This window comes from Streptomyces sp. NPDC002701 (assembly GCF_042889045.1).
Lineage (GTDB): Bacteria > Actinomycetota > Actinomycetes > Streptomycetales > Streptomycetaceae > Streptomyces.
In genome coordinates, this window is record NZ_JBIAQL010000003.1 from 134508 (window position 1) to 159107 (window position 24600).

Sequence of the window (24600 nt, forward strand, 5' to 3'; positions counted from 1 at the left end):
CGGGACGCGTTCCCGCCGGCGTGCTGCGGGACGCGTTCCCGCCGGCCGAAAACGGCTGCCCCGGCCGGGTGGGCTTTGCCAGGATGAGGTCATGACCGCCTCGTACGACACCGCTCACGACATCCCGGAAGTCATCGACCGCCGCGAGGGGCCGTACGGCGAGGTCGTGCTGCGCCGCCACGGCGGACTGCTGCAGATCATCGCCAACGGCTGCTTCCTCATGGACACCTCCGACGGCCGCTCCGAGAGACGGCTCGTCGATGCCGCGCTGGACGCGCTCGTCGGGCCGGACGGGCCGGACGGGCCGGACGGGTTGGACGGGTTGGACTCGCCGGACGGACGCACCGCGCCGGAGGTCCTGATCGGCGGTCTCGGCGTCGGCTTCTCCCTCGCCCACGCCGCGGCCGACCCCCGCTGGGGCCGGATCACCGTCGTCGAGCGAGAACGGGCCGTCATCGACTGGCACCGGTCCGGGCCGCTCGCCGAGTTGTCCGCCGACGCGCTCGCGGACCCGCGCACCGAGATCGTCGAAGTGGATCTCGTCGCGCACGTCCATGAGACATCCGACACGTACGACGCGCTGTGCCTCGACATCGACAACGGCCCCGGGTGGACCGTCACAGAGGGCAACGAGAGCCTCTACTCGCGGGCCGGACTCGCCGCGTGCGCAAGGGTGTTGCGGCCCGGCGGAGTACTGGCCGTCTGGTCGGCCGCACCTGCGCCTGATTTCGCAAGAAGCTTGCAGAATGCCGGGTTCCAGCGGGTGCGTACCGAAGAGATCCCGGTTGCCCGAGGCGTTCCGGACGCGGTGCATCTCGCGGTAAGACCTGGATAGCCGAGCGACGGTCACTGCCCGTACCCTGCTGCTCTGACGCCGATCATTCAAGCGTCAAGCGCAGTCATGGAATCACCCCACTGATTCCGGAAAGCACACGTAGGGGCGGGCGATGGAGCAGACACACACCTCGCACAACGGCACGGCGGCCACGCCGGGCGCGCAGCGCCGGGTGCTGGTGGTCGAGGACGATCCGACGATCGTGGACGCCATCGCCGCCCGGCTGCGCGCCGAAGGGTTCCTCGTGCAAACAGCGGGTGACGGTCCGGCCGCCGTGGACACGGCCGAGGCATGGCAGCCCGACCTGCTGATCCTGGACATCATGCTGCCCGGTTTCGACGGCCTGGAGGTCTGCCGCCGGGTGCAGGCGGCCCGTCCGGTGCCGGTCATGATGCTCACCGCGCGCGACGACGAGACGGACATGCTGGTCGGGCTCGGCGTGGGCGCCGACGACTACATGACGAAGCCGTTCTCCATGCGGGAGCTGGCCGCGCGCGTGCACGTTCTGTTGCGACGGGTCGAGCGGGCCGCGCTGGCCGCGTCCACGCCGCGTTCCGGCATCCTGCGCCTCGGCGAGCTGGAGATCGACCACGCGCAGCGCCGGGTGCGGGTGCGCTCCGAGGACGTGCACCTCACGCCGACCGAGTTCGACCTGCTGGTCTGCCTGGCCAACACACCGCGCGCGGTGCTCTCCAGGGAGCAGCTGCTGGCCGAGGTGTGGGACTGGGCGGACGCGTCCGGCACCCGGACCGTGGACAGCCACATCAAGGCGCTGCGCCGGAAGATCGGCGCCGAGCGGATCCGTACGGTGCACGGCGTGGGCTACGCGCTGGAGACCCCGACACCCTAGAGTCGGGCACCCTGATCGAGGGGGCTGGTGTGATGAGGGGTCGCGGCGTACTGCGCAGGGGCGTCAAGGCGGTCACGGGGCCGGTCACCGGCGCGCGTTCCGGTCCGGCACGTTTCGGTCCGGCGGGTTCCGGCGTCACGGGTTCCCGTGCCGCGGGTTCCGGTGCGGGCGCGGCTTCGGACGCGGGCGGGGGCGCGCCTTCCGGCGCAGGTGAGGCGTCGGCCGCCGGCCCGGGCACCGCTTCCGGATCGGACGCGGGAGCGGCACCCGACGCCACTCCACCGCCCTCTCTCCCGCCGGCTCCGGCTTCGCCACCGGTGACCGGCACGACGGCCGACATGACGGCCGGTACGACGTCAGGCGTGACGGCGGCGGGATTCGGCGCCGGTTCGAGTTCCTGGGGTGATGTGCGCCCCTTCTCCATCAAGACGAAACTCGGCACGCTGGTCGTCGTCTCGGTCTTCATCACCACGGGCCTGCTGATGATCGCGGTGCGCACCGAGACGGAGCTGCGCTTCATCACGGTCTTCTCGATGATCGCGACGCTGCTGATCACCCAGTTCGTGGCGCACTCGATCACCGCCCCGCTGGACGAGATGAGCACGGTCGCGCGGGGCATCTCGCACGGCGACTACACGCGCCGCGTCAGGGGCGCCGACCGCCGCGACGAACTGGGCGACCTGGCCCAGACGATCAACCGCATGGCCGACGACCTGGAGGCCCAGGAGCGCCAGCGCAAGGAGCTCGTGGCGAACGTCTCGCACGAGCTGCGCACCCCCATCGCCGGCCTGCGCGCGGTCCTGGAGAACGTGGTGGACGGTGTCTCCGCCGCCGACCCCGAGACGATGCGCACGGCGCTGAAGCAGACCGAGCGGCTGGGGCGCCTGGTGGAGACGCTCCTCGACCTCTCCCGCCTGGACAACGGCGTCGTCCCGCTGCGCAAACGCCGCTTCGAGGTGTGGCCGTACCTGTCCGGCGTACTGAAGGAGGCCAACATGGTGGCGTCCGCGCGCGCGGGGATCGCCTCCGGTTCCGGCAGCCACACGCGCACCGACGTCCATCTGCACCTCGATGTGTCACCCCCCGAACTGACCGCGCACGTGGACCCGGAGCGGATCCACCAGGTCGTCGCCAACCTCATCGACAACGCGGTCAAGCACAGCCCGCCGCACGGCCGGGTCACGGTGAGGGCCCGGCGCGGCGACGGCCCCGAGTCCCTGAACCTGGAGGTCCTGGACGAGGGCCCCGGCATCCCGCGCTCGGAGTGGCACCGGGTCTTCGAGCGGTTCAACCGCGGCGGGGTCGTCGCGCCGCACGGTCCGGGCAGCGACGGCGGTACGGGTCTGGGGCTCGCGATCGCCCGCTGGGCGGTCGATCTGCACGGTGGCCGGATCGGCGTGGCCGAATCCGAACGCGGCTGCAGAATCCAGGTCACTCTTCCGGGAGTGCCCTAGCTGGACAGGTTGACGTAGGGTTCGAGGCAAGAGCCCAAGATCCACGTGATCGGGCAGCAGGACACGTGTCATCGTGCGTTCGTCGCACGGGAACTCGGCCTTCCGGGGCTGCGGTCCTGAGCAGACGCGTCCGTTCGACATCGGAACCTCGCTTGTTTCCCGCCATTTCCACCGCCGAAACACGCTTTCTGATGTGACTTACGCGACGATGACCAGGCCCGGACTGACCTACACGGTCCGGGGGGCGTAGCCTTTATTCCCGCTGTCCATCACCTTGTGAAGCGGAAGAGGGCGGTTGCCGCCGTGTCGCCACAGTCCCCCAGTAACTCGAGCATCTCGACCGACGACCAAGCCGGGAAGAACCCCGCTGCGGCGTTCGGTCCCAACGAGTGGCTCGTCGATGAGATCTATCAGCAGTACCTCCAGGACCCGAATTCGGTAGACCGAGCCTGGTGGGACTTCTTCGCCGACTACAAGCCGGGCGGCGCGACCGCCTCGCCGCAGGCGGGCACCACGGCCGCGGGGGCCGCGGGGACCAACGCCGCCCCGGCGCCACAGAAGGCCGCTCCGGCGGCCGAGGCCGCTCCGGCCGCGCCCGCGGCACAGGCTCAGGCCACCCCTGCCAAGGCTGCTGCTCCTGCCCAGGCCGCGCCGGCCGCCGCGAAGCCCGCGGCTGCCGCACCGGCCAAGGCGCAGACTCCGGCACAGGCATCGGCGCCGGCCGCCGCCCCGGCGAAGCCCGCAGCGGCCAAGCCGGCCGCGGCCAAGGCCGCACCCGCCGCGGAGTCCGCCGAAGGCCCCGAGTACGTGACGCTGCGCGGTCCGAGCGCCGCGGTCGCGAAGAACATGAACGCCTCCATCGAGGTCCCCACGGCCACGTCCGTGCGCGCGGTCCCGGTGAAGCTGCTCTTCGACAACCGCATCGTCATCAACAACCACCTGAAGCGTGCCCGGGGCGGGAAGATCTCCTTCACCCACCTCATCGGCTACGCGATGGTGCAGGCCATCAAGGCCATGCCGTCGATGAACTACTCCTTCGTGGAGAAGGACGGCAAGCCGACCCTGGTCAAGCCGGAGCACGTCAACTTCGGCCTCGCCATCGACCTGGTGAAGCCCAACGGCGACCGCCAGCTGGTCGTCGCGGGCATCAAGAAGGCCGAGACGCTGAACTTCTTCGAGTTCTGGCAGGCATACGAGGACATCGTCCGCCGGGCCCGTGACGGCAAGCTGACGATGGACGACTTCTCGGGTGTCACGGTCTCCCTGACCAACCCGGGCGGCCTCGGCACCGTCCACTCGGTCCCCCGCCTGATGCCCGGCCAGTCGGTCATCATGGGCGTCGGCTCGATGGACTACCCGGCGGAGTTCCAGGGCACCTCCCAGGACACCCTGAACAAGCTCGGCATCTCGAAGGTCATGACGCTCACGTCGACCTACGACCACCGGGTCATCCAGGGCGCCGCGTCCGGCGAGTTCCTGCGCGTCGTCGCGAACTACCTGCTCGGCGAGAACGGCTTCTACGACGAGATCTTCGAGGCCCTGCGGATCCCGTACGAGCCGGTCCGCTGGCTCAAGGACATCGACGTCTCGCACGACGACGACGTCACCAAGGCCGCCCGGGTCTTCGAGCTGATCCACTCCTACCGGGTGCGCGGCCACGTCATGGCCGACACCGACCCGCTGGAGTACAAGCAGCGCAAGCACCCCGACCTGGACATCACCGAGCACGGGCTCACCCTGTGGGACCTGGAGCGCGAGTTCGCGGTCGGCGGTTTCGCGGGCAAGTCCCTGATGAAGCTGCGCGACATCCTCGGCGTGCTGCGCGACTCGTACTGCCGCACCACCGGCGTCGAGTTCATGCACATCCAGGACCCGAAGCAGCGCAGGTGGATCCAGGACCGCATCGAGCGCCCGCACAGCAAGCCGGAGCGTGAGGAGCAGCTGCGCATCCTGCGCCGGCTGAACGCGGCGGAAGCGTTCGAGACCTTCCTGCAGACGAAGTACGTCGGCCAGAAGCGCTTCTCCCTGGAGGGCGGCGAGTCCGTCATCCCGCTGCTCGACGCGGTGATCGACTCCGCCGCCGAGTCGCGCCTGGACGAGGTCGTCATCGGTATGGCCCACCGCGGCCGCCTGAACGTCCTCGCGAACATCGTCGGCAAGTCGTACGCGCAGATCTTCCGGGAGTTCGAGGGCAACCTCGACCCGAAGTCGATGCACGGCTCCGGCGACGTCAAGTACCACCTGGGCGCCGAGGGCACCTTCACCGGCCTGGACGGCGAGCAGATCAAGGTCTCGCTGGCCGCCAACCCCTCGCACCTGGAGGCGGTCGACCCGATCCTGGAGGGCATCGCCCGCGCCAAGCAGGACATCATCAACAAGGGCGGTACGGACTTCACCGTCCTGCCGGTCGCCCTGCACGGTGACGCGGCTTTCGCGGGCCAGGGTGTCGTGGCCGAGACCCTGAACATGTCACAGCTGCGGGGCTACCGCACCGGCGGCACGGTCCACGTGGTCATCAACAACCAGGTCGGCTTCACCGCGGCCCCGGAGTCCTCGCGCTCCTCCATGTACGCCACGGACGTGGCCCGCATGATCGAGGCGCCGATCTTCCACGTGAACGGCGACGACCCCGAGGCCGTCGTCCGCGTCGCGCGGCTGGCCTTCGAGTTCCGTCAGGCGTTCAACAAGGACGTCGTGATCGACCTCATCTGCTACCGCCGCCGCGGTCACAACGAGTCCGACAACCCGGCGTTCACCCAGCCGCTGATGTACGACCTGATCGACAAGAAGCGCTCGGTGCGCAAGCTCTACACCGAGTCGCTGATCGGCCGGGGCGACATCACGCTGGAGGAGGCCGAGCAGGCGCTGCAGGACTACCAGGGCCAGCTGGAGAAGGTCTTCACGGAGGTCCGCGAGGCGGCGTCGGCGCCGGGCGAGTCCCACGCCCCGGACGTGAAGCCGGAGTTCCCGGTGGCGGTCACCACAGCGGTCTCCCAGGAGGTCGTCAAGCGGATCGCCGAGTCCCAGGTCAACATCCCCGAGCGCGTCACCGTCCACCCGCGTCTGCTGCCCCAGCTGCAGCGCCGCGCGTCGATGGTCGAGGACGGCACGATCGACTGGGGCATGGGCGAGACGCTCGCGATCGGCTCCCTGCTCCTGGAGGGCACCCCGGTGCGCCTCTCGGGCCAGGACTCCCGTCGCGGCACGTTCGGCCAGCGCCACGCGGTGCTGATCGACCGGGAGACCGGCGAGGACTTCACGCCGCTCCAGTACCTCTCCGAGGAGCAGGCCCGCTACAACTGCTACGACTCGCTGCTGTCCGAGTACGCGGCGATGGGCTTCGAGTACGGCTACTCGCTGGCGCGTCCCGAGTCCCTCGTGCTGTGGGAGGCGCAGTTCGGCGACTTCGTCAACGGCGCCCAGACGGTGGTGGACGAGTTCATCTCGTCGGCGGAGCAGAAGTGGGGCCAGACCTCCGGCGTCACCCTCCTCCTCCCGCACGGCTACGAGGGCCAGGGCCCGGACCACTCGTCCGCCCGCCCGGAGCGCTTCCTCCAGATGTGCGCCCAGAACAACATGACGGTCGCCATGCCGACGCTGCCGTCGAACTACTTCCACCTCCTGCGGTGGCAGGTGCACAACCCGCACCACAAGCCGCTGGTGGTCTTCACCCCGAAGTCGATGCTCCGCCTGAAGGCTGCCGCGTCGAAGGCGGAGGAGTTCACCACGGGCGGCTTCCGCCCGGTCATCGGCGACGACTCCGTGGACCCGGCGGCCGTCAAGAAGGTCGTCTTCACGGCGGGCAAGGTCTACTACGACCTCGACGGTGAGCGGAAGAAGCGCGGCATCACGGACACGGCCGTCATCCGCATCGAGCGCCTCTACCCCCTCCCGGGTGCGGAGCTCCAGGCGGAGATCGCCAAGTACCCGAACGCCGAGAAATACCTGTGGGCACAGGAGGAGCCGGCGAACCAGGGCGCGTGGCCGTTCATCGCCCTGAACCTCATCGACCACCTGGACCTGGCGGTCGGCGCGGACGTCCCCCACGGGGAGCGCCTGCGCCGCATCTCCCGCCCGGCGAGCTCGTCCCCGGCGGTGGGCTCGGCCAAGCGGCACCAGGCGGAGCAGGAACAGCTCGTGCGCGAGGTGTTCGACGCCTGACCCGCACCGGTACGACGGGAGGGCCCGGTTCGCGACGACTGTCGCGGACCGGGCCCTCCGGCGTTCCCGCCCCCCACGTCCCCCACGTCCGGGTTTCGTAGGCTGTGCGGAGCAGCAGAACCACCGGGTACGCACGCAGGAGAGCAACCACCATGTACTTCACCGACCGCGGCATCGAGGAACTTGAGAAGCGACGCGGCCAGGAAGAGGTCACTTTCGAGTGGCTGGCCGAACAACTGCGAACATTCGTGGACCTCAACCCGGACTTCGAGATCCCGGTAGAACGCCTGGCAACCTGGCTGGCCCGCCTGGACGACGAGGAGGAGGGGGAGGAGTAGGGGGTTCCCTTCCGGGGGGCCGCTGGGTGGGGAGGCAGGGTGCGCTTCCGGGGGCCAGGGCGGGAGCCGGGTTGGCTTCCGAGGACCCGGGGTCCGGGGTCCGGGGTCCGGGGCCGCGAGTTTCGGCGTCCGGTACCGGCCACGCTGAGGTCTCCCCTCGGGGGCGCCGGTTCCGGGGAGGGCGATTCGGTGAGTGCGCTGGGTCCCTGGTGCCGAGGGCGCCCATTCCTGGGCGAGGCGGGCGCCCCTTTGAGCCGGTCCGGCAGACGAGGTCGAGCAGCGGACGAGCCCGTCCGACGGCACTCCAGCCCGCCCGGCGACTGAGGACGAGCCCGTCCCACCACACTCCAGCCCGCCCGGCGACTGAGGACGAGCCCGTCCCACCACACTCCAGCCCGTCCGGCGTCTGAGGACGAGCCCGTCCCACCACACTCCAGCCCGTCCGGCGTCTGAGGACGAGCGCGGAGCGCGACAGGGGGGTCTGGGGGCGCAGCCCCCAGGGACGGGAAGGGAAGGGGCGGCGGGGGCGACAACCGCCTTTCCCGACACGACGGACAGACGTCGGGCGGACAAGAACGCTCAGCTCATGGACCGACAGGGCCCCAGCCATGCCCTTTTCGACCCCGCACACATCACCCGGATCACCAGAACGAGTGCCTTGACTTCCCAGATCCGCGATATATCGTGTCCAGAGGAAGACGCGATATGGCGTGTCGTGTCCCACCCCTGCCGAGGAGGTCCGCACCATGTCCGAGTGGTCCGTCGCAGAGCCGAAGAAGCTCACGTTCGACGAACCGGTCAAGACTCTCCACGTGCGCATCGCCAACGGAACGGTGAACGTCGTGGGCGTCGACGAGGGTTCCGCCCGTCTCGAAGTGACCTCGATAGAGGGACCGCCCCTGATGGTGACCCAGGAGGACGGCGTCCTCACGGTCGCCTACGAGGACCTGCCCTGGAAGGGCTTCCTCAAGTGGCTCGACCGCAAGGGCTGGCTCCGCAGCGCGGAGGTCTCCCTGGCCGTACCGGCACGCACCCGCGTCGAGGTGGGCGTGGTAGGCGCCACCGCCATGGTCTCCGGCGTCGAAGGGCGGGCGGTCGTCAGGGGCGTCTCGGGCGACACCACGCTGGTGGGGCTCTCAGGCCCGGTCCGCGCGGACACCGTGTCGGGGAACGTGGAGGCCCAGGCCCTCACCGGCGACCTCCGGCTCAACTCCGTCTCCGGCGACCTGACCGTCATCGAGGGCTCCAGCCCCTCCGTGCGGGTGGAGTCGGTCAGCGGCTCGGTGATCGTCGACCTCGATCCGGCGGGCCGGGCCGGTGACATCAGCTTGACCAGCATCTCGGGGGAGATCGCCGTCCGCCTGCCGCATCCGGCCGACGCGGAGGTCGAGGTCGACTCGGCGAGCGGCACCGTCTCCAGTGCCTTCGAGGACCTGCGGGTGAGTGGCCAATGGGGTGCCAAGAAGATCACCGGCAGGCTCGGCGCGGGGAACGGCCGCTTGAGGGCGACCACCGTCTCCGGTTCGATCGCGCTGCTGCGAAGGCCCCCGGCGGAGGACGAACCCTGGGACGGGGAGGCGGATTTCGAGAAGGAGACGGACGTCGGAGAGGAGGGACCGAGGGACACGGTTCCTGACACATCGGGGACCGGCTTCGAGTCCGAGCCGACGCCCGAGCCCAGGCCCGCAGACGACATCAGCGCGACTCCTGAGGACGCGGTTCCTGAGGACGCGGTGCCGAAGACCACGCTACCGAAGGACACGGTGCCGAAGGACACGCTGCCAGACGGTGCCGCTGGCGCCGAATCCCCCCTCCCCACGCAGCACCCCGCGCCCGACGCGACCGACGGATCACCCGACGGCCCGACCCACCAGAAGGGGCTCTGACATGGCTCCCGTCTTTGCCCATGGCCGCCTGCGGCTCTACCTGCTGAAGCTTCTCGACGAAGCACCACGCCACGGTTACGAGGTGATACGGCTTTTGGAGGAGCGCTTCCAGGGGCTGTACGCGCCGTCCGCAGGCACCGTCTACCCCCGGCTGGCCAAGCTGGAGGCCGAGGGCCTGGTCACCCACACCACCGAGGGCGGCCGGAAGGTGTACGCGATCACGGACGCAGGCCGCGCCGAGCTGGCCGACCGCAGCGGCGAACTCGCCGACCTGGAGCTGGAGATCCGCGAGTCGGTCGCCGAGCTCGCCGCGGAGATCCGTGCCGATGTGCGAGGTGCCGCGGGCGACCTGCGCCGTGAGATGCGGGCGGCGGCGAGCGAGGCGCAGCGTGGTTCGGCCGGGGCCGGCGCCAGGGGACACGGTGGCAGCGAGAGCGGCCACGGAGATTCCACGGACCATCTCGGCGGTGACAAAGAGGCGTGGCGCCTCGCCAAGGAGGAGATGCGCCGCGTCAAGCAGGAGTGGAAGGAGCAGGCCCGGCGTGCCAAGGACGAGAGCCGACGGGCCCGCGAGGAGGCCCAGCGGGCCCGGCACCAGGCCAAGGAGGCGCAGGAGCGGGTCCGGGTTCAGGCGCAGGAAGAGCTGCAGCGGATCGCCAAGCGTGTCCAGGACCAGGTGCAGGACCACTTCACCCGGGGCGACTGGCCGACGGGCGTCCGGGAGGGCCTGACGGAACTCGCCAAGGAGTTCGGCGATTTCGGCAAGGACTTCGGAAAGGACTTCGGCTTCGGCCGCCCCGGAACGGGATCCGGACCCGAACCCGCACCCGGAACGGCAGCCGGCAGCAATGCGGGAGCCGCCACCGGCCAGTGGACGAAGGGGCCCGACCACTCGGACACCCCTGAGGACTTCCCGGCCGACTACGAGCCGTCCTGGGCCCATGAGGACTCCACGGGCGCTCCCGCCCGGGACCTCGACCGCCTGCTGGACCGCTTCCGCGACGACATCCGCGACGCGGCCCGCGACCACGGGGTGACGGAGGACCAGCTGCGCGAGGCCCGCCGCCACCTGTCGTCGGCGGCCGCACACATAGGGGCGGTGCTGCGAACACCCAAGGGCTGAGCGGCACCCGGCCGGCCACCGGGCGGGTGCCACCGCTCGGCGGTCCCGACGCCCCCACAAGGCGGCCCGAGGGCCCCGGGCGGCCGGAGCCGGTACGGCAACCGTTCCGCCTACGGCCGCCCGATCGGCGGGACGCCGGGACGCCCGGACGGCGAGTCGGCGGGTCGCCCTGTCGGCGGCCCCGGCAGCCGACGGCCCGGCAGGCGGCGGCCCGGCAGGCGGCGGCCCGGCAGGCGGCGGCCCGGCAGGCGACCCCCCTCAGCCCGCCTTCGCTTCTCCCCCGCCGTACAGCACGCGCCGCAGGGACGCGTAGGTCACCCCGTGGTCGGCCAGGACCTCCGCAGGAACGCCAGGGCGGGCGGTGAGGGCGAGAAGGAGATGCTCGTCGCCGATGTGCCGGTCCTGATGGGCGAGGGCGATGCGCAGCGACTCCGTGAGGAGATCCTTGGCCCCTTGGGCGAAGGGACGGTGCCCGCCGACGAACGCGGCCCACCACCCGCGCCCCCGTCCACCACTCTTGCCGTGCTCCTTGCCGTTCCCCTTGCCGACGCTTCCGTCGTCGCCGCTGCCGTCGCCCTCTCCCTTTCCTGCGCTCCCGCTCCGGCTCCCGCCCCCGCCCTTGGCGGCCTCCAGGGCACCCTCGCCGTGGGCCTCTTCGACGCGCGAGACGATGGCCGCGACGTCGATGCCCAGCCCCGAGAGCGCGTCGGTGTCGGCGCGGGAGAGGCCGCCGCGACGGCGCGCCTCGGCGAGGGCCCGTTCGACGGAGGCCCGGCGTCCGCCGAGCCCCAGCGACGTCAGGGCGAACGACCCGCGGCTCGCCTCACGGTCGAGGAGGGCCAGCAGGACGTGCTGTTCCTCGACCGTCTGCGCGTCCAGCCGCTCGGCGTGGCCGACCGCGCCGAGGACCACGGCGCGGGCGTCCTTGGTGAACCGTTCGAACATCACTGCCTCCCGTACTTCTTGTGCACGGCCTGCCTGCTGACACCCAGTTCCGCGGCGATCTCCTGCCACGACCAACCCTGATTGCGCGCACTGCGCACCTGCACCGCTTCGAGCTGCTCCAGCAGCCGCCGCAAAGCGGTGACGGCCCGCAGCCCGATCCGCGGATCGCGGTCGCCCGCGCGCTCGGCGAGATCCGTTGCTTCGGTCATGATGTCAACGTAGATTGACACACTCCGGCATGTCAACCGCAGTTGACACGCCGGGGTGTGCGAGGCACTTGAAGGGCGGCTCAGGGACGGCCAGGAGCAGCCGGTTCGAGGCGATCAGGGAGCGGTCAGAACGACCTTGCCGAAGAGTTCGCCGGACTCCATCCGTGCGAAGCCCTCGGGGGCCCGGTCCAGCGGGAGAACCTCGTCGATGACGGGGCGGACGCCGGTGGCGGCGCAGAAGGACAGCAGGTCCTCGAGTTCGTCCTTGGTGCCCATGGTGGAGCCGACGACCTTGAGTTCGAGGAAGAAGATGCGGGTCAGCTCGGCGTGCGAGGGGCGGTCGCCGCTGGTGGCACCCGAGATCACCAGGGTGCCACCCGGCTTGAGGGACCTGACCGAGTGGGACCAGGTGGCGGCGCCGACCGTCTCGATGACCGCGTCCACGCGCTGGGGCAGCCGGGCCCCGGCCTCCAGGGCTTCGACGGCACCCAGTTCGAGGGCACGTTTGCGTTTCGCCTCGTCCCGGCTGGTGGCGAAGACCCGTAGCCCCGCGGCCTTGCCGAGCGCGATCGCGGCGGTGGCGACACCGCCACCGGCGCCCTGGACGAGAACCGAGTCACCAGGACGCACACCGGCGTTGGTGAAGAGCATGCGGTACGCCGTCAGCCAGGCGGTGGGCAGGCAGGCGGCCTCTTCGAAGGAGAGGTCGGCGGGTTTGGGCAGGACGTTCCACGTCGGCACGGAGACCTGCTCGGCGAAGGTTCCCTGGTACCGCTCGGTGAGGATGGAACGCGGCTCCTTCGGTCCGACGCCGTGTCCGGTCTGCCCGATGACGGAGTGCAGGACGACCTCGTTGCCGTCCTCGTCGATGCCGGCCGCGTCGCAGCCGAGGATCATCGGCAGCTTGTCCTCGGCGAGGCCGACGCCGCGCAGCGACCAGAGGTCGTGGTGGTTCAGGGAGGCGGCTCTGACGTTCACGGTCGTCCAGCCGGGGCGGGACTCGGGGGCGGGGCGCTCACCCAACTCGATACCGTTCAAGGGCTGGTCACGGTCGATACGTGCGGCATAGGCAGCGAACATGCCCCGACCCTAGGCGGCACCCACCCCCAACGGAACCACCCCCCGCTGTGACACAAGTCCCCCACGCTCCCCCACCTCAGGGGCGCGAGGAACTGCGCGATCGACCACGACACACCCGCACCACACCACCAACACCACGCCCCACCCACCCAGGGGCGCGAGGAACTGCGCGCCCAACCCCGACACACCCGCACCTCACCACCAACACCACGCCCCACCCACCCAGGGGCGCGGGGAACTGCGCGATCAGCCACGACGCACCCGCACCAAACGCCCAACACAACCCCCCACCCACCTGGCCGAACCCCTCACCAACAGGTTCGGGCCCCGCCCACCAGGACGGGACCCGAACCACACACCGCAAAGCCACAGCCCAGCCGCGGCGGCGGCAGCCGCGAGGGCTACCGCCGAGCAACCCCCTCAGCCCGAGCCGCCGCAGCAACCGCCGCGGTCACCGCGGGAGCAACCCGCTCGTCGAACGGCGACGGAATCACATAGTCCGCGGCAAGGTCGTCCCCGACGACAGAAGCCAACGCCTCAGCCGCCGCGATCTTCATCCCCTCGGTGATCCGGGAGGCCCGCACCTGCAGCGCCCCCGCGAAGATCCCGGGGAACGCCAGCACGTTGTTGATCTGGTTCGGATAGTCCGACCGCCCCGTGGCGACGACCGCCGCGTACTTGTGCGCGACATCCGGGTGCACCTCGGGATCGGGGTTCGCCATGGCGAACACGAACGCACCCTCGGCCATGGAAGCCACGGCCGGCTCCGGCACCGTACCGCCGGACACGCCGATGAAGACGTCCGCCCCGGCGAGCGCGGACTCCAGTGAGCCGGACAGCCCCGCCTTGTTGGTCATGACGGCGAGTTCCCGCTTGACCGGGGTCAGGTCGTCCCGGTCGACCGACACGATCCCCTTGCGGTCCGCGACGGCGACATCCCCGAGCCCCGCCTCCAGCAAGAACTTGGCGATGGCCACCCCGGCCGCGCCCGCGCCCGAGATGACGGCCCGCAGCTGCCCGAGCGAGCGCCCGGTGAGCCGCGCGGCGTTCCGCAGGGCCGCAAGGGTGACGACGGCCGTCCCGTGCTGGTCGTCGTGGAAGACGGGAATGTCCAGCCGCTCCTGCAACTGACGTTCGATCTCGAAGCACCGCGGCGCCGAGATGTCCTCCAGGTTCACGCCGCCGAAGGACGGCGCGAGCCGCACGACGGTCTCGACGATCTCGTCGACACCCGTGCAGCCCAGCGCGAGCGGCACGGCGTCGACCCCGCCGAACTGCTTGAACAGGATCGCCTTGCCCTCCATGACGGGGAGCGACGCCTCGGGCCCGATGTCACCGAGCCCGAGCACGGCGGTCCCGTCCGTCACGACGGCGACCACGGACGACTTCCACGTGTAGTCGTGGACGAGTTCCGGCTGCTCCGCGATGGCCGTGCAGACCTTCGCGACGCCGGGCGTGTACGCCAGGGACAGGTCGTCCTTGTCACGGACGGGCACGGTGGCCTGCACGGCCATCTTGCCGCCACGGTGCAGCGCGAACGCCGGGTCGAAGGAATCGAGGGGCTCGGCCCCGCCGTCCTGATCCGTACTGCTGTCGCTGCGAGGATTGACGATCTCCGCTGCCACTTTGTTTTACCCCTTAAGTCTTTAATGGTTGAGGGTCCACTCCGGGTGAGGAGCGGGCGGGCACCGCGCGCATCCCTGACGACTGTTGTGTCCTGATGACCGCTGAGGACGGAACACGCGCGACGGGCACGCCGCACACGCGCCCTGAGCCCCGGATGAGGGGTGTAAGGAACCTTCTTACCGGACGGACCGCACCGCAGACGAGTCGATGGAGCGAAGCTCACACGCGGGCAGCCGGAGTTCACGCACCGGTGGGCCCCAGGTCGTATTCCGGAGTGCGTAGGTCACATACCGGTGACATGACTCATGGTCGAATGGGTCGAAAAAGTGCGCTCAGCCACTTATGGGCCCCTAAGCAGCGATCCACCCCAAATGCCCGAAAGCGCTCGCTTGAATCGCGGCGTTCACCGTAGATCTTCCGGCTCTTCCGGAGGATTTCCGCACAAGGTCCGTTCGGGTCGGACCGTCCGGGTCCGGTTCGGGGGTCACCCGTTATCCGATTTTGACATGGCGGGCACCCTGAAGGGCCGAGTCCGAATGGCAAGATGCCCTAATCACACGAGGTCGCGACACCCGAAGGTGTGTGTTCTCGTCGACCCATCGGCTACTGCCGGCCCATCGGCAACTCCACCCACCCGCCGGAGGAACCCACCATGACCGCACGCTCCACCCGTCGTACGACCCCCGCGCAGTCCCGGATAGCCGCGGTCGGTGCGATCGCGGTCGCAGGCGCCCTGCTGCTCACCGGCTGCGGTGACCAGACCAAGGACAAGGGCAGCGACAGCGGCAGCTCGGACAGCGCGGACTCCAGCGCCGCGCCGCTGGCCGACAAGCTGCCCAAGGCCGTCCGCGACAAGGGCGTCATCAAGGTCGGCTCGGACATCGCGTACGCGCCGGTCGAGTTCAAGGACGACTCCGGCAAGACGGTCGGCATCGACCCCGACCTCGCGGACGCGATGGGCAAGCAGCTCGGCGTGAAGTTCGAGTTCGAGAACGGCACGTTCGACACCCTGCTGACCGGCCTGCGCTCCAAGCGGTACGACATCGCGATGTCGGCGATGACGGACACCAAGGACCGCCAGGAGGGCGTCGACGCCGACACCGGCAAGAAGGTCGGCGAGGGCGTCGACTTCATCGACTACTTCACCGCGGGCGTCTCGATCTACACGAAGCAGGGCGCCGACCAGGGCATCAAGACCTGGGACGACCTCTGCGGCAAGAAGGTCGTGGTGCAGCGCAACACGGTCTCCAACGACCTGGCCAAGGCGCAGGCGAAGAAGTGTCCGGCGGGCAAGAAGCTCTCCATCGAGGCGTTCGACAACGACCAGCAGGCCCAGACCCGGCTGCGCGCCGGCGGCGCCGACGCCGGTTCCTCGGACTTCCCGGTCGCGGCGTACGCGGCGAAGACCTCCGGCGGCGGCAAGGACTTCGAGGTCGTCGGCGAGCAGGTCGAGGCCGCCCCGTACGGCATCGCGGTCGCCAAGTCGAACACCGAGCTGCGGGACGCCCTGCAGGCCGCGCTCGACGCGATCATCGAGAACGGCGAGTACGACAAGATCATCGCGAAGTGGGGCGTCGAGGCCGGCGCCGTCAAGGAAGCCACCATCAACGGCGGCAAGTGACCGCGCAGCAGCGGCACTGAAAGGCAACATCCGTGACTGTTGACATCGACAAGACGGCCGGCCCCGAGAGCACTCCCCCGGGCGGACCGGAGGCCATCAAGGCCATCCCGGTCCGTCACTACGGGCGGTACGTCTCGGCCGTCGTAGCGATCGCGATCTTCGTATCGATCATCTACGCGTTCGCCCAGGGCAAGATCAACTGGGGTGCCGTACCGGACTACTTCTTCGACGACCGGATCCTCAAGGGCGTCGGCCAGACGATGCTCCTCACCGTCCTGTCGATGGTGATCGGCATCGCGGGCGGCATCCTCCTCGCGGTGATGCGCCTGTCCCGCAACCCGGTGACCTCGTCGATCGCGTGGTTCTACATCTGGTTCTTCCGGGGCACCCCGGTGCTGGTGCAGCTCGTCGTCTGGTTCAACCTGGGCCTGGTCTTCGAGTACATCAACCTCGGTCCGATCTACAAGGACTACTGGTCGAGCTTCATGACGCCGTTGCTGACGGCGCTCCTCGGGCTCGGTCTGAACGAGGCCGCGTACATGGCGGAGATCTGCCGCGCGGGCCTGCTGTCGGTCGACGAGGGCCAGACCGAGGCTTCGCACGCCCTGGGCATGAGCCACGGCAAGACCCTGCGGCGGATCGTGATCCCCCAGGCGATGCGTGTGATCGTGCCCCCCACGGGCAACGAGGTCATCAACATGCTCAAGACGACCTCACTGGTGTCGGTGGTGCAGTTCGCCGAACTGTTCCGGTACGCGCAGGACATCGGGCAGTCCTCGGGCGCACCGGTGGAGATGTACTTCCTGGCCGCCGCCTGGTACCTGGTCCTGACCTCGGTGCTAAGCGTCGGGCAGTACTACATCGAGCGGTACTACGCCCGGGGTTCGAGCCGCGCGCTGCCGGCCACCCCGTTCCAGAAGATCAGGGCGAACCTGCTGTCCCTGTCGAACCGCAAGGGCGGAGGAGCGACCGCATGACCGCCAACGTGACGAAGGTGGACTCCGGTACGCCGAGGGACTCGGGTACGCCGATGGTCAGGGCCGAGGGCGTCCACAAGTCGTTCGGCCCGGTCGAGGTCCTCAAGGGCATCGACCTGGAGGTGAAGCCGAGTGAGGTCTTCTGTCTGATCGGCCCGTCCGGCTCCGGCAAGTCGACTTTCCTGCGGTGCATCAACCACCTGGAGAAGGTCAACGCCGGGCGGCTGTACGTGGACGGGGAGCTGGTCGGCTACCGCCAGAAGGGCGACAAGCTGTACGAGCTCAAGGACAGCGAGGTCGCGCTGAAGCGGCGGGACATCGGCATGGTGTTCCAGCGCTTCAACCTGTTCCCGCACATGACGGCGCTGGAGAACGTCATGGAGGCGCCGGTGCAGGTCAAGGGTGTGAGCAGGTCCCAGGCGCGCGAGCGGGCCGGGCAGCTTCTCGACCGGGTGGGTCTCGCCGACAAGGCGGGCAACTATCCGTCGCAGCTGTCCGGCGGGCAGCAGCAGCGGGTCGCCATCGCGCGGGCGCTGGCGATGGAGCCGAAGCTGATGCTGTTCGACGAGCCGACGTCCGCGCTCGACCCCGAGCTGGTCGGTGACGTCCTGGACGTCATGCGGGACCTCGCCGAGTCGGGCATGACGATGGTCGTCGTCACCCACGAGATGGGCTTCGCCCGGGAGGTCGGCGATTCGCTGGTCTTCATGGACGAGGGTGTGGTGGTCGAGTCCGGCCACCCTCGTGACGTGCTGACGAACCCGCAGCACGAGCGGACGCAGTCGTTCCTGTCAAAGGTGCTCTAGCCTCCGGCGATGGCCGGGTCGTTCCCCGCGCCCCTAGAGGTACCTAGGGGCGCGGGGAACTGCGCAACGGGGGTCCGGGGGCGCAGCCCCCGGGGCCGGGACGGGAAGGGGCGGCGGGGGCGAGGAACTGGCCGTTACTTGAGGGCCAGGACCAGCGCGTCGGACGGCGAGCGCCAGACCGGCCGGGCCTCGGCGAACCCGGCCTCCCGAAGGGTGCGCGCATGCCACTCGGCGGGCGGAGTGTCCCCGTCCGCGTGCTCCCCGTAGATCTCGAACCGCCGCGCCGTCGGCTCCGCGAGCACCGGATCGGCCGCCGCGAGCTGCCACCACTCGGCCCAGTCCAGCGCGCCCGCGGCCTTCGCCTCGTCCAAACGGGCGTGCCGCCGCACCCGGTCCGCCGCGTTGATCCGCGGAGTCGCCTCGTCGACCATGTGGTCCGCGTTCATGAACACCCCGCCGTCCCGGACGAGTCCGGCGACCTGGCCGTAGAGGACCGTCAGGGGTTCGCGGTGCAGCCAGTGGAGCGCGGTCGCGGTGAGGACGGCGTCGTAGGAGTCGTACGGCAGCAGGGCGGGCCAGTCGGGGTCCTTGAGGTCGGCGGTGACGAACGCGACCCGTTCGTCACCGGCGAACGTGCCCTCGGCGATGGTCAGCAGCGCCGGATCCAGATCGACACCGGTACTGACCGCCTTCGGGAACCTTTCGAGGAGCCGGGCCGTGATACTTCCCGTACCGCACGCGAGGTCCAGGACGCGCGGTTCGGGGCCCACCAGTGCCTCGACCATGTCGAGCATGACCCGGAAGCGCTCCTCACGGTCGGGGAGGTAGCACTCCTGCTGCCGGTCCCAGCTCTCCTGCCACGCGTGCCAGTCGGACCCGAGAGTGGTCGTCATGAGAACCCCTTTTCCTCCATCGTGCGACACCCGTCATGTAATACCCTGGAAGCACCATTAGCCATTACACGTCCACACCACGACCATAGAGCGCCCTCGTAAGGACTACAAGTGGAACTGGCCTATTACTCGGATTACGCCGTCCGTCTCGTCAACAGCGAGGAGCCGGCCCGGGGCAAGGACGCGCTCACCTCGGTCGAGGCCATCCGTGACCTCTTCGCGGGCAACGCGTCGGCGGCCCGCCGCGCGAACGACTCGGACGTGACCCGCTTCCGCGGCGTACGGGCCCGGCTGCGCGCGGTCTTCGAGGCCGCGGACGGCGGCGACGAGACGCTCGCCGTGGACCTGCTGAACTCCCTGTTGCTGGAGTTCCCGGTCAGCCCGCAGATCTCGGGCCACGACTTCCGGGACGACAACGGGCTCCCGCTGTGGCACATGCACCTGGCGGACCACCCCTCGAACGCGACCGCCGGGTACGCCGCGATCGCCGCGATGGGCCTGGCCTTCCACCTCACCGAGTACGGGGTGGACCGTCTCGGCCTGTGCGAGGCCGCGCCGTGCCGCAACGCCTACCTCGACACCTCGACCAACCGCTCCCGGCGCTACTGCTCGGACCGCTGCGCGACCCGGGCGAACGTCGCCGCCTACCGCGCCCGGAAACGCCTGGAGGCCGACCGGTCGGACAGCACCGGCCGGGCGGCGGACAGCACCCAGCGGGCGAACGCGAACGGCGAGCGCTGACCCTTCACCGGCGGCCGGTACCGGAACCGCACCTTCCCCAGGACGAGTTCCTCGGGCACGGTTCCGTAGTCGGTGCTGTCCCCGCCGGCGTACGCGTTGTCGCCGAGCACCCACCAGCCGCCCTCGCGCCGCTCCGCCGCCCGCTTGACGACCAGCAGGTCCTGCTGGAACGGATGGCGCAGGACGACGACGTCACCGGGCCTGACCCTGGCCCCGTACTGCACGACGAGGCGATCCCCGTGCCGCAGCGTGGGCACCATGGAAGGCCCCGTCACCTCGGCGGTTCCGAAGGGCAGGACGCCCCTCTCGTGCTCGGTCTCCTGCGACAGCTCCGGCATCCCCGGCACCTCCCCGGTCCTATCCTCCACGAGTCTCAGTCTGACCCCGGACTTTTGTCCTAAGCCCATGGGGGCACTCGCGAAAACCCGTCCCTCACGGAGTAATGTCCCACCTGAGAAGACGATCACGAGGAAGGACAGCTCCATGCTTTCCCGCCTGTTTGCCCCCAAGGTGAAGGTCAGCGCTCACTGTGACCTGCCCTGCGGTGTGTACGACCCTGCCCAGGCCCGCATCGAGGCGGAGTCGGTGAAGGCCGTCCAGGAGAAGATGGCCGCCAACGACGACGCGCACTTCCAGGCCCGCGCCACCGTCATCAAGGAGCAGCGCGCCGAGCTCGCCAAGCACCACGTCTCGGTGCTGTGGAGCGACTACTTCAAGCCCCCGCACTTCGAGAAGTACCCGGAGCTGCACCAGTTGGTCAACGACGCCCTCAAGGCCCTCTCGGCCGCGAAGGCTTCGACCGACCCGGCCACGGGCCAGAAGGCTCTGGACTACATCGCCCAGATCGACAAGATCTTCTGGGAGACGAAGAAGGCCTGACCTCGCGTCACGGTTTTCTGTCTGCGATCTCTTGCTTCTTCCGCGGTCGCAGCGCCTCTTCGACCGCACCCGGTCCGCGGGCCGCCGAATCCGGCGTCCCGAGCGGTCCGGGTGCGGTCGTTCCCATGTCCGGCGCTGCGAGGGGCCGGAGGAGCCGCCCGCACGGCAGGGTGGCGAGCACCGCGGCCGGTGGCCGTCATGACGCCGACGGTGCCGGCCGGACCGACGAACGCCCCGGCGAGTTGTTCTTCTCGGGTCATGACCGCTCACCGGTTCCTTCGTCTCCGGACCGACCGCGGCCCTTCGGCCGATCGTCGTCCGCGGGCCGCAGACGCAGCGTGCGGGGGACGACCTCCCGCGCCACCTCCGTGACCGTGCGCCCCCGCGAGAACGCGTGCGCCCGCAACCGGTCCAGAGCCTGCTCGGGACCGGTCCCGAGGCCGACTCGTGCTCCGCACGTGTGTGCGCCACGGGCGCGGCCGGAAGATACCACCGACCTCGACTCACGGTAGTGGCGCCATGGCGCTTTGTGCTTGGCTGTCAGGTGGAACGGACACCGGCCCGGGACCGAACCGCCGGGCAACCGGGGCCGTCGTTCCGGCTCGGCCTCCACCCAGCCCGTCAGGACACACGTGATGAACAGCGAACCGCTCGACCCCTCCAGGGCGCAGGAAGTGGCTGCGAACCTCCTCGTCCTTGTCGACGCACCGGCCCACGGCGAGGACGAGGAACGTCTGCTGCGCCGGCTCACACGGGTCGCGGCCCTCGTGCCCGGCGTGGAGGCGGCCGCCTGCAGCCTCCACGATCCGGCCGGAGTCCCCTGCCACATGGCCGCCTCCGACGACCGGACCCGGCGCCTGGAGGACCTCCAGGCCGAGTTACGGGAGGGGCCCTGCCTGGACAGCGCGCGCGGCAGGAAGTCCCTGGCCGACGTCCCGCTGACCCACCCGCACAGCCGGACCCGCTGGCCCCGTTTCACCGGCCGCGCCCTGGGCGAGGGTTTCACAGCCGTCACGGCGCTGCCCCTGATCCACCAGGGCCGGGCGCTGGGCGCGCTGGACCTGTATCACCAGCGGGGCGGGCTGGCGGCGTCGGACCTGCGGTGGGCCCGGCTGCTGGCCGACGCCACGGCCGTCGGGCTGGCTCACCGCGACATGCTGCGCGCGGCGCTGGTGCGGGGCGAACAGCTGCAGAACGCCTTGAACAGCCGCATCATCATTGAGCAGGCGAAGGGCATCCTGGTCGAACGCTTCGACTGCGACCTCCAGGAGGCGTTCCACCGCCTGCGCTGCCATGCCCGTACGCACCGTATGAAGCTCGCCGACCTGGCGGCCCTGATCGTCGCCAGGCCCGCCGACAGTCCGCCGTTCCCCCGTCCGCGCCCGGCCCGCTGACCTCCGACGCGCTGACCTCCGACGCGCTGACCTCCGGCCCGCCGGCGTCGGGCCGGCCGACGGACCCGAGGGCGTTGTCAGTGGGCCGTGGGATGCTGAGGGCATGACCACGGAGGACTTGGTCCGACTGCGCAGGGCACGCGACCGGATGGACCGTGAGTACGCCGAGCCGCTGGACGTGCCCATGCTCGCGCGCACCGCGCTGATGTCCCCCGGCCACTTCCAGCGCAGCTTCCGGGCGGCCTTCGGCGAGACTCCGTACGGCTATCTGATGACGCGCCGCATCGAGCGCGCGAAGGCCCTCCTCAGGCGCGGCGACCTGAGCGTCACGGAGGTCTGCTTCGCGGTGGGATGCACGTCGCTCGGTTCGTTCAGCTCCCGCTTCACGGAGCTGGTCGGAGAGACCCCGAGCGCGTACCGGGGGCGGTCGCACGAGCCGGGGGCGGCGATCCCGGCGTGCGTGGCGAAGCTGTACACGCGACCGGTGCGCCGTGCCGCGGTGAAGCCTCTAGCGTGAAGCCATGGACCTGAAAATCGCGCAGTGCTTCATCTCGGTCGACGACCACGACCGGGCGCTCGCCTTCTACCGTGACGTGCTCGGCCTGGAGGTCCGTAAAGACGTCGGTTTCGAGGGCATGCGCTGGGTCACCGTCGGGCCGCCGCTCCAGCCGGACGTGGAGATCGTCCTGGAGCCGCCCCTCGCGGATCCGAACGCCGCGGCGGCGGACCGGCAGGCCGTGGCCGAACTGCTGGCCAAGGGGCTGCTCCGGGGCGTCATCTTCACCACGGAGGACTGCGACGCGACCTACGAGCGGCTGCTCGCCGCGGAGGCCGACATCCTCCAGGAACCGATGGACCAGCCGTACGGAGTCCGCGACTGCGCGGTCCGCGACCCTGCGGGCAACCTGCTGCGCTTCACCCAGCGCAAGGCGTGAGACCGAGGTCCGGGCCCGGGCCCGGCATGGCTCGCGTACCAGACGCTTTTTCTGGATCAACCCGGGCGCCGCGGATCAGGGCTGACCCATAGGAGACGGCCTAGGACGACCGCAGGCGGGCGGCGCGGGCCCGGAGGTAGTGCTGTTCCGGGAGGCTGAGGGTCCTGCCGGCCGCCGACTCGTAGGCGGCGCGCGCGGCTTCGGTGTCACCGGCGCGTTCCAGCAGGTGGGCGCGGACCGCGTCGAGGCGGTGGCCCGTCGCCAGGTCGGGCTCCAGGGGGGCCAGTTCGGCGAGTCCCGCCCCCGGACCGTGCACCATCGCGACGGCCACCGCGCGATTGAGCCGCTCGACCGGACCGGGCACGAGCCGCACCAGCATGTCGTAGAGGCCGAGGATCTGCCGCCAGTCGGTGTCGTCGGGCGAGGCGGCCTCGTCATGGACGGCGGCGATCGCGGCCCTCAGCTGGTAGGGGCCGGGCCCCGTGAACGGGCCCACCCGTCGTCGGGTCAGGGCATGCGTCACCAACGCCACGCCCTCCTCGATCGCCGCCTTGTCCCACAGCGTCCGGTCCTGTTCGTCGAGGGGTATCAGCTCGCCGCGCGGACCGGTCCGTGCGGCCCGCCGGGCGTCGGTGAGCAGCATCAGCGCGAGCAGACCGGTCACCTCCTGGGTGTGGGGCAGCAGTCGATGCGCCCTGCGGGTCAACCGGATGGCCTCGCCCGCCAGTTCGGCCCGCTGGAGCGCCGCCCCTGACGTGGCCGTGTACCCCTCGTTGAAGATCAGGTACAGGACGTGCAGGACCGCCGGCAACCGTGCCTCCCAGTTCTCGGGACGCCCGAAGCTCACACCCGCGACCTTCTGCTTGGCCCGGCTGATCCGCTGCGCCATCGTCGCCTCGGGGACCAGGTGCGCGCGGGCGATCTCGGCGGTGGTCAGACCGCCCACCGCGCGGAGTGTGAGGGCGATCCGCGCGGGCGGGCTGAGGTCGGGGTGGCAGCAGAGGAAGAGCAGCGTGAGCGTGTCGTCCTCGGACGGGGCGCGGTCGAGCCCCGGCGGCGGTGCCGTGAACGCGTCCCGCGGGGCGAGTGCCACCACCCGTTCCTCTCTCAGCCGCCGGGCCTCCTCGCTGCGCAGCACGTCCGTGAGCCGCCGCGAGGCGACCTTGATCAGCCAGCCGCGCGGGTTGTCCGGCACGCCGCTCCCGGGCCACTGGTCGGCGGCGGCGAGCAGCGCCTCCTGTACGGCGTCCTCGGCGGAGTCGAAGTGCCCGTACCGCCGTACGAGCGCGCCGAGGACCTGCGGCGCGTGCCGGCGCAGCAGGCCCTCGATCTCGTGCGTACGCCCCGGCGGGCGGCCGGGCGTACGGCTCACACGTCGCCGCCGCCGTCGAGGATGGGCCGGATGACCACCGGGAACTGCTTCGTGCCCTCCGGGCCGGGGCACTGCAGGATCCGCGCGGCGATCTCCGTGACCCGCTCCACGTTGGCGCAGTCCAGGACCCAGTAGCCGGCGAGCACCTCCTTGGTCTCGCCGTAGGGCCCGTCGGTGATCACGGGCTTTCCGTCCGCGCCCAGCTCGACGTGCCGGGCCTTGGCCGGCTCCGCCAGGCCGTTGCCGTCGACGATCTCACCGGTCTCGGCGAGGTCGTCGTTGATCGCGCTCATGTGCGCGTACATGGCCTGGATGTCCTGCTCGCTCCAGGCGGGCGCGTCGGCGGAGCCCTTGCCGCCCTGCGCCTCGTAGTCCGCCTGGGTGCCCTGGATCATCACGAGGTACTTCATGGGTCCGCTCCTTCGGTTCGGACCGCCCGTGCCGGGCGGCTCTCACAGGGGACGTCGGAGCGGGG

23 protein-coding genes are annotated in these 24600 nt (G+C 70.3%); 15 read left to right on the top strand and 8 right to left on the bottom strand.

All coding sequences use genetic code 11. The features are described 5' to 3' along the window. The first annotated feature begins 91 nt into the window (after positions 1-91). The 7 genes from ACFYXC_RS09010 to ACFYXC_RS09040 all read left to right on the top strand — a co-directional run bounded on the left by ACFYXC_RS09010 (position 92) and on the right by ACFYXC_RS09040 (position 10647). Positions 92-835 carry a spermidine synthase gene (locus tag ACFYXC_RS09010; protein ID WP_389548702.1) on the top strand — a complete coding sequence of 248 codons (744 nt, stop codon included), beginning with the start codon at positions 92-94 and terminating at the stop codon, positions 833-835. 112 nt (positions 836-947) lie between these two features. Continuing rightward, positions 948-1685 (top strand): response regulator transcription factor, encoded by a 738-nt coding sequence (locus ACFYXC_RS09015; protein ID WP_055509869.1) that lies wholly within the window; start codon positions 948-950, stop codon positions 1683-1685. A gap of 338 nt (positions 1686-2023) precedes the next feature. Beyond that, complete coding sequence (locus tag ACFYXC_RS09020; protein WP_388912864.1) at positions 2024-3139, top strand: ATP-binding protein; 1116 nt, start codon at positions 2024-2026, stop codon at positions 3137-3139. 303 nt (positions 3140-3442) lie between these two features. Further along, positions 3443-7300 (top strand): multifunctional oxoglutarate decarboxylase/oxoglutarate dehydrogenase thiamine pyrophosphate-binding subunit/dihydrolipoyllysine-residue succinyltransferase subunit, encoded by a 3858-nt coding sequence (locus ACFYXC_RS09025; protein WP_389548705.1) that lies wholly within the window; start codon positions 3443-3445, stop codon positions 7298-7300. Between the two features lie 152 nt (positions 7301-7452). Next, on the top strand, positions 7453-7638 hold the full coding sequence (locus ACFYXC_RS09030) for a DUF6104 family protein (RefSeq protein ID WP_388912521.1): 186 nt from the start codon (positions 7453-7455) through the stop codon (positions 7636-7638). A gap of 746 nt (positions 7639-8384) precedes the next feature. Next, on the top strand, positions 8385-9524 hold the full coding sequence (locus ACFYXC_RS09035; RefSeq protein WP_389548709.1) for a DUF4097 domain-containing protein: 1140 nt from the start codon (positions 8385-8387) through the stop codon (positions 9522-9524). 1 nt (position 9525) lies between these two features. Continuing rightward, positions 9526-10647, top strand: a complete 1122-nt coding sequence (locus ACFYXC_RS09040) for a helix-turn-helix transcriptional regulator (protein ID WP_389548712.1) — start codon at positions 9526-9528, stop codon at positions 10645-10647. Between the two features lie 258 nt (positions 10648-10905). Here ACFYXC_RS09040 and ACFYXC_RS09045 read toward each other — a convergent pair whose 3' ends face one another. The 4 genes from ACFYXC_RS09045 to ACFYXC_RS09060 form a co-directional block, all read right to left on the bottom strand. Beyond that, entirely contained in the window at positions 10906-11592 is a 687-nt protein-coding gene (locus tag ACFYXC_RS09045) for a Clp protease N-terminal domain-containing protein (protein WP_389548715.1), read from the bottom strand. Then, entirely contained in the window at positions 11592-11801 is a 210-nt protein-coding gene (locus tag ACFYXC_RS09050; RefSeq protein WP_107021356.1) for a helix-turn-helix domain-containing protein, read from the bottom strand. The genes ACFYXC_RS09045 and ACFYXC_RS09050 overlap by 1 nt, the downstream gene beginning before the upstream one ends. A 114-nt stretch (positions 11802-11915) precedes the next feature. Further along, positions 11916-12881 carry a zinc-binding dehydrogenase gene (locus ACFYXC_RS09055; protein ID WP_389548719.1) on the bottom strand — a complete coding sequence of 322 codons (966 nt, stop codon included), beginning with the start codon at positions 12879-12881 and terminating at the stop codon, positions 11916-11918. A gap of 401 nt (positions 12882-13282) precedes the next feature. Then, positions 13283-14506 (bottom strand): NADP-dependent malic enzyme, encoded by a 1224-nt coding sequence (locus ACFYXC_RS09060; RefSeq protein ID WP_389548722.1) that lies wholly within the window; start codon positions 14504-14506, stop codon positions 13283-13285. Between the two features lie 653 nt (positions 14507-15159). Between ACFYXC_RS09060 and ACFYXC_RS09065 the strand changes: the two genes are divergently transcribed. Genes ACFYXC_RS09065 through ACFYXC_RS09075 form a run of 3 tightly spaced genes read left to right on the top strand, consistent with a single transcriptional unit; the run spans position 15160 to position 17911 of the window. Then, the gene (locus tag ACFYXC_RS09065) at positions 15160-16128 is read left to right on the top strand and encodes an ABC transporter substrate-binding protein (protein WP_388912505.1); all 969 of its coding nucleotides are present in this window, start codon (positions 15160-15162) and stop codon (positions 16126-16128) included. A gap of 32 nt (positions 16129-16160) precedes the next feature. After that, complete coding sequence (locus tag ACFYXC_RS09070; protein WP_388912502.1) at positions 16161-17105, top strand: amino acid ABC transporter permease; 945 nt, start codon at positions 16161-16163, stop codon at positions 17103-17105. Next, entirely contained in the window at positions 17102-17911 is an 810-nt protein-coding gene (locus ACFYXC_RS09075; RefSeq protein WP_388912499.1) for an amino acid ABC transporter ATP-binding protein, read from the top strand. The genes ACFYXC_RS09070 and ACFYXC_RS09075 overlap by 4 nt, the downstream gene beginning before the upstream one ends. A 134-nt stretch (positions 17912-18045) precedes the next feature. On the opposite strand, the gene ACFYXC_RS09080 is transcribed toward ACFYXC_RS09075, so the two are convergent. Further along, positions 18046-18804, bottom strand: coding sequence for a class I SAM-dependent methyltransferase (locus tag ACFYXC_RS09080; RefSeq protein WP_388912496.1), 759 nt, complete (start codon positions 18802-18804; stop codon positions 18046-18048). A gap of 111 nt (positions 18805-18915) precedes the next feature. On the opposite strand from ACFYXC_RS09080, the gene ACFYXC_RS09085 reads away from it, so the two are divergent. Continuing rightward, positions 18916-19545 carry a CGNR zinc finger domain-containing protein gene (locus ACFYXC_RS09085; RefSeq protein ID WP_388912493.1) on the top strand — a complete coding sequence of 210 codons (630 nt, stop codon included), beginning with the start codon at positions 18916-18918 and terminating at the stop codon, positions 19543-19545. Here the strand turns inward: ACFYXC_RS09085 and sodX are convergent. Beyond that, on the bottom strand, positions 19449-19883 hold the full coding sequence (sodX, locus tag ACFYXC_RS09090) for a nickel-type superoxide dismutase maturation protease (RefSeq protein ID WP_389549969.1): 435 nt from the start codon (positions 19881-19883) through the stop codon (positions 19449-19451). The two genes, ACFYXC_RS09085 and sodX, sit on opposite strands and share 97 nt — an antisense overlap. Positions 19884-20028: 145 nt before the next feature. On the opposite strand from sodX, the gene sodN reads away from it, so the two are divergent. The 4 genes from sodN (at position 20029) to ACFYXC_RS09110 (ending at position 22753) form a co-directional block, all read left to right on the top strand. After that, entirely contained in the window at positions 20029-20424 is a 396-nt protein-coding gene (gene sodN / locus ACFYXC_RS09095) for a superoxide dismutase, Ni (protein WP_030790542.1), read from the top strand. 635 nt (positions 20425-21059) lie between these two features. Then, the gene (locus tag ACFYXC_RS09100) at positions 21060-21818 is read left to right on the top strand and encodes an ANTAR domain-containing protein (protein WP_389548729.1); all 759 of its coding nucleotides are present in this window, start codon (positions 21060-21062) and stop codon (positions 21816-21818) included. A gap of 103 nt (positions 21819-21921) precedes the next feature. Then, positions 21922-22335: a helix-turn-helix transcriptional regulator gene (locus ACFYXC_RS09105; protein ID WP_389548732.1), complete on the top strand. Its 414-nt coding sequence runs from the start codon at positions 21922-21924 to the stop codon at positions 22333-22335. Positions 22336-22339: 4 nt separating this feature from the next. Further along, positions 22340-22753 carry a VOC family protein gene (locus ACFYXC_RS09110; protein WP_389548736.1) on the top strand — a complete coding sequence of 138 codons (414 nt, stop codon included), beginning with the start codon at positions 22340-22342 and terminating at the stop codon, positions 22751-22753. 100 nt (positions 22754-22853) lie between these two features. Here ACFYXC_RS09110 and ACFYXC_RS09115 read toward each other — a convergent pair whose 3' ends face one another. Both ACFYXC_RS09115 and ACFYXC_RS09120 read right to left on the bottom strand, forming a co-directional pair. Then, the gene (locus ACFYXC_RS09115) at positions 22854-24125 is read right to left on the bottom strand and encodes an RNA polymerase sigma factor (protein ID WP_389548739.1); all 1272 of its coding nucleotides are present in this window, start codon (positions 24123-24125) and stop codon (positions 22854-22856) included. Then, complete coding sequence (locus ACFYXC_RS09120; protein ID WP_389548742.1) at positions 24122-24535, bottom strand: YciI family protein; 414 nt, start codon at positions 24533-24535, stop codon at positions 24122-24124. Before ACFYXC_RS09120 ends, ACFYXC_RS09115 begins: the two co-directional genes overlap by 4 nt. Between the last annotated feature and the right edge of the window lie 65 nt (positions 24536-24600).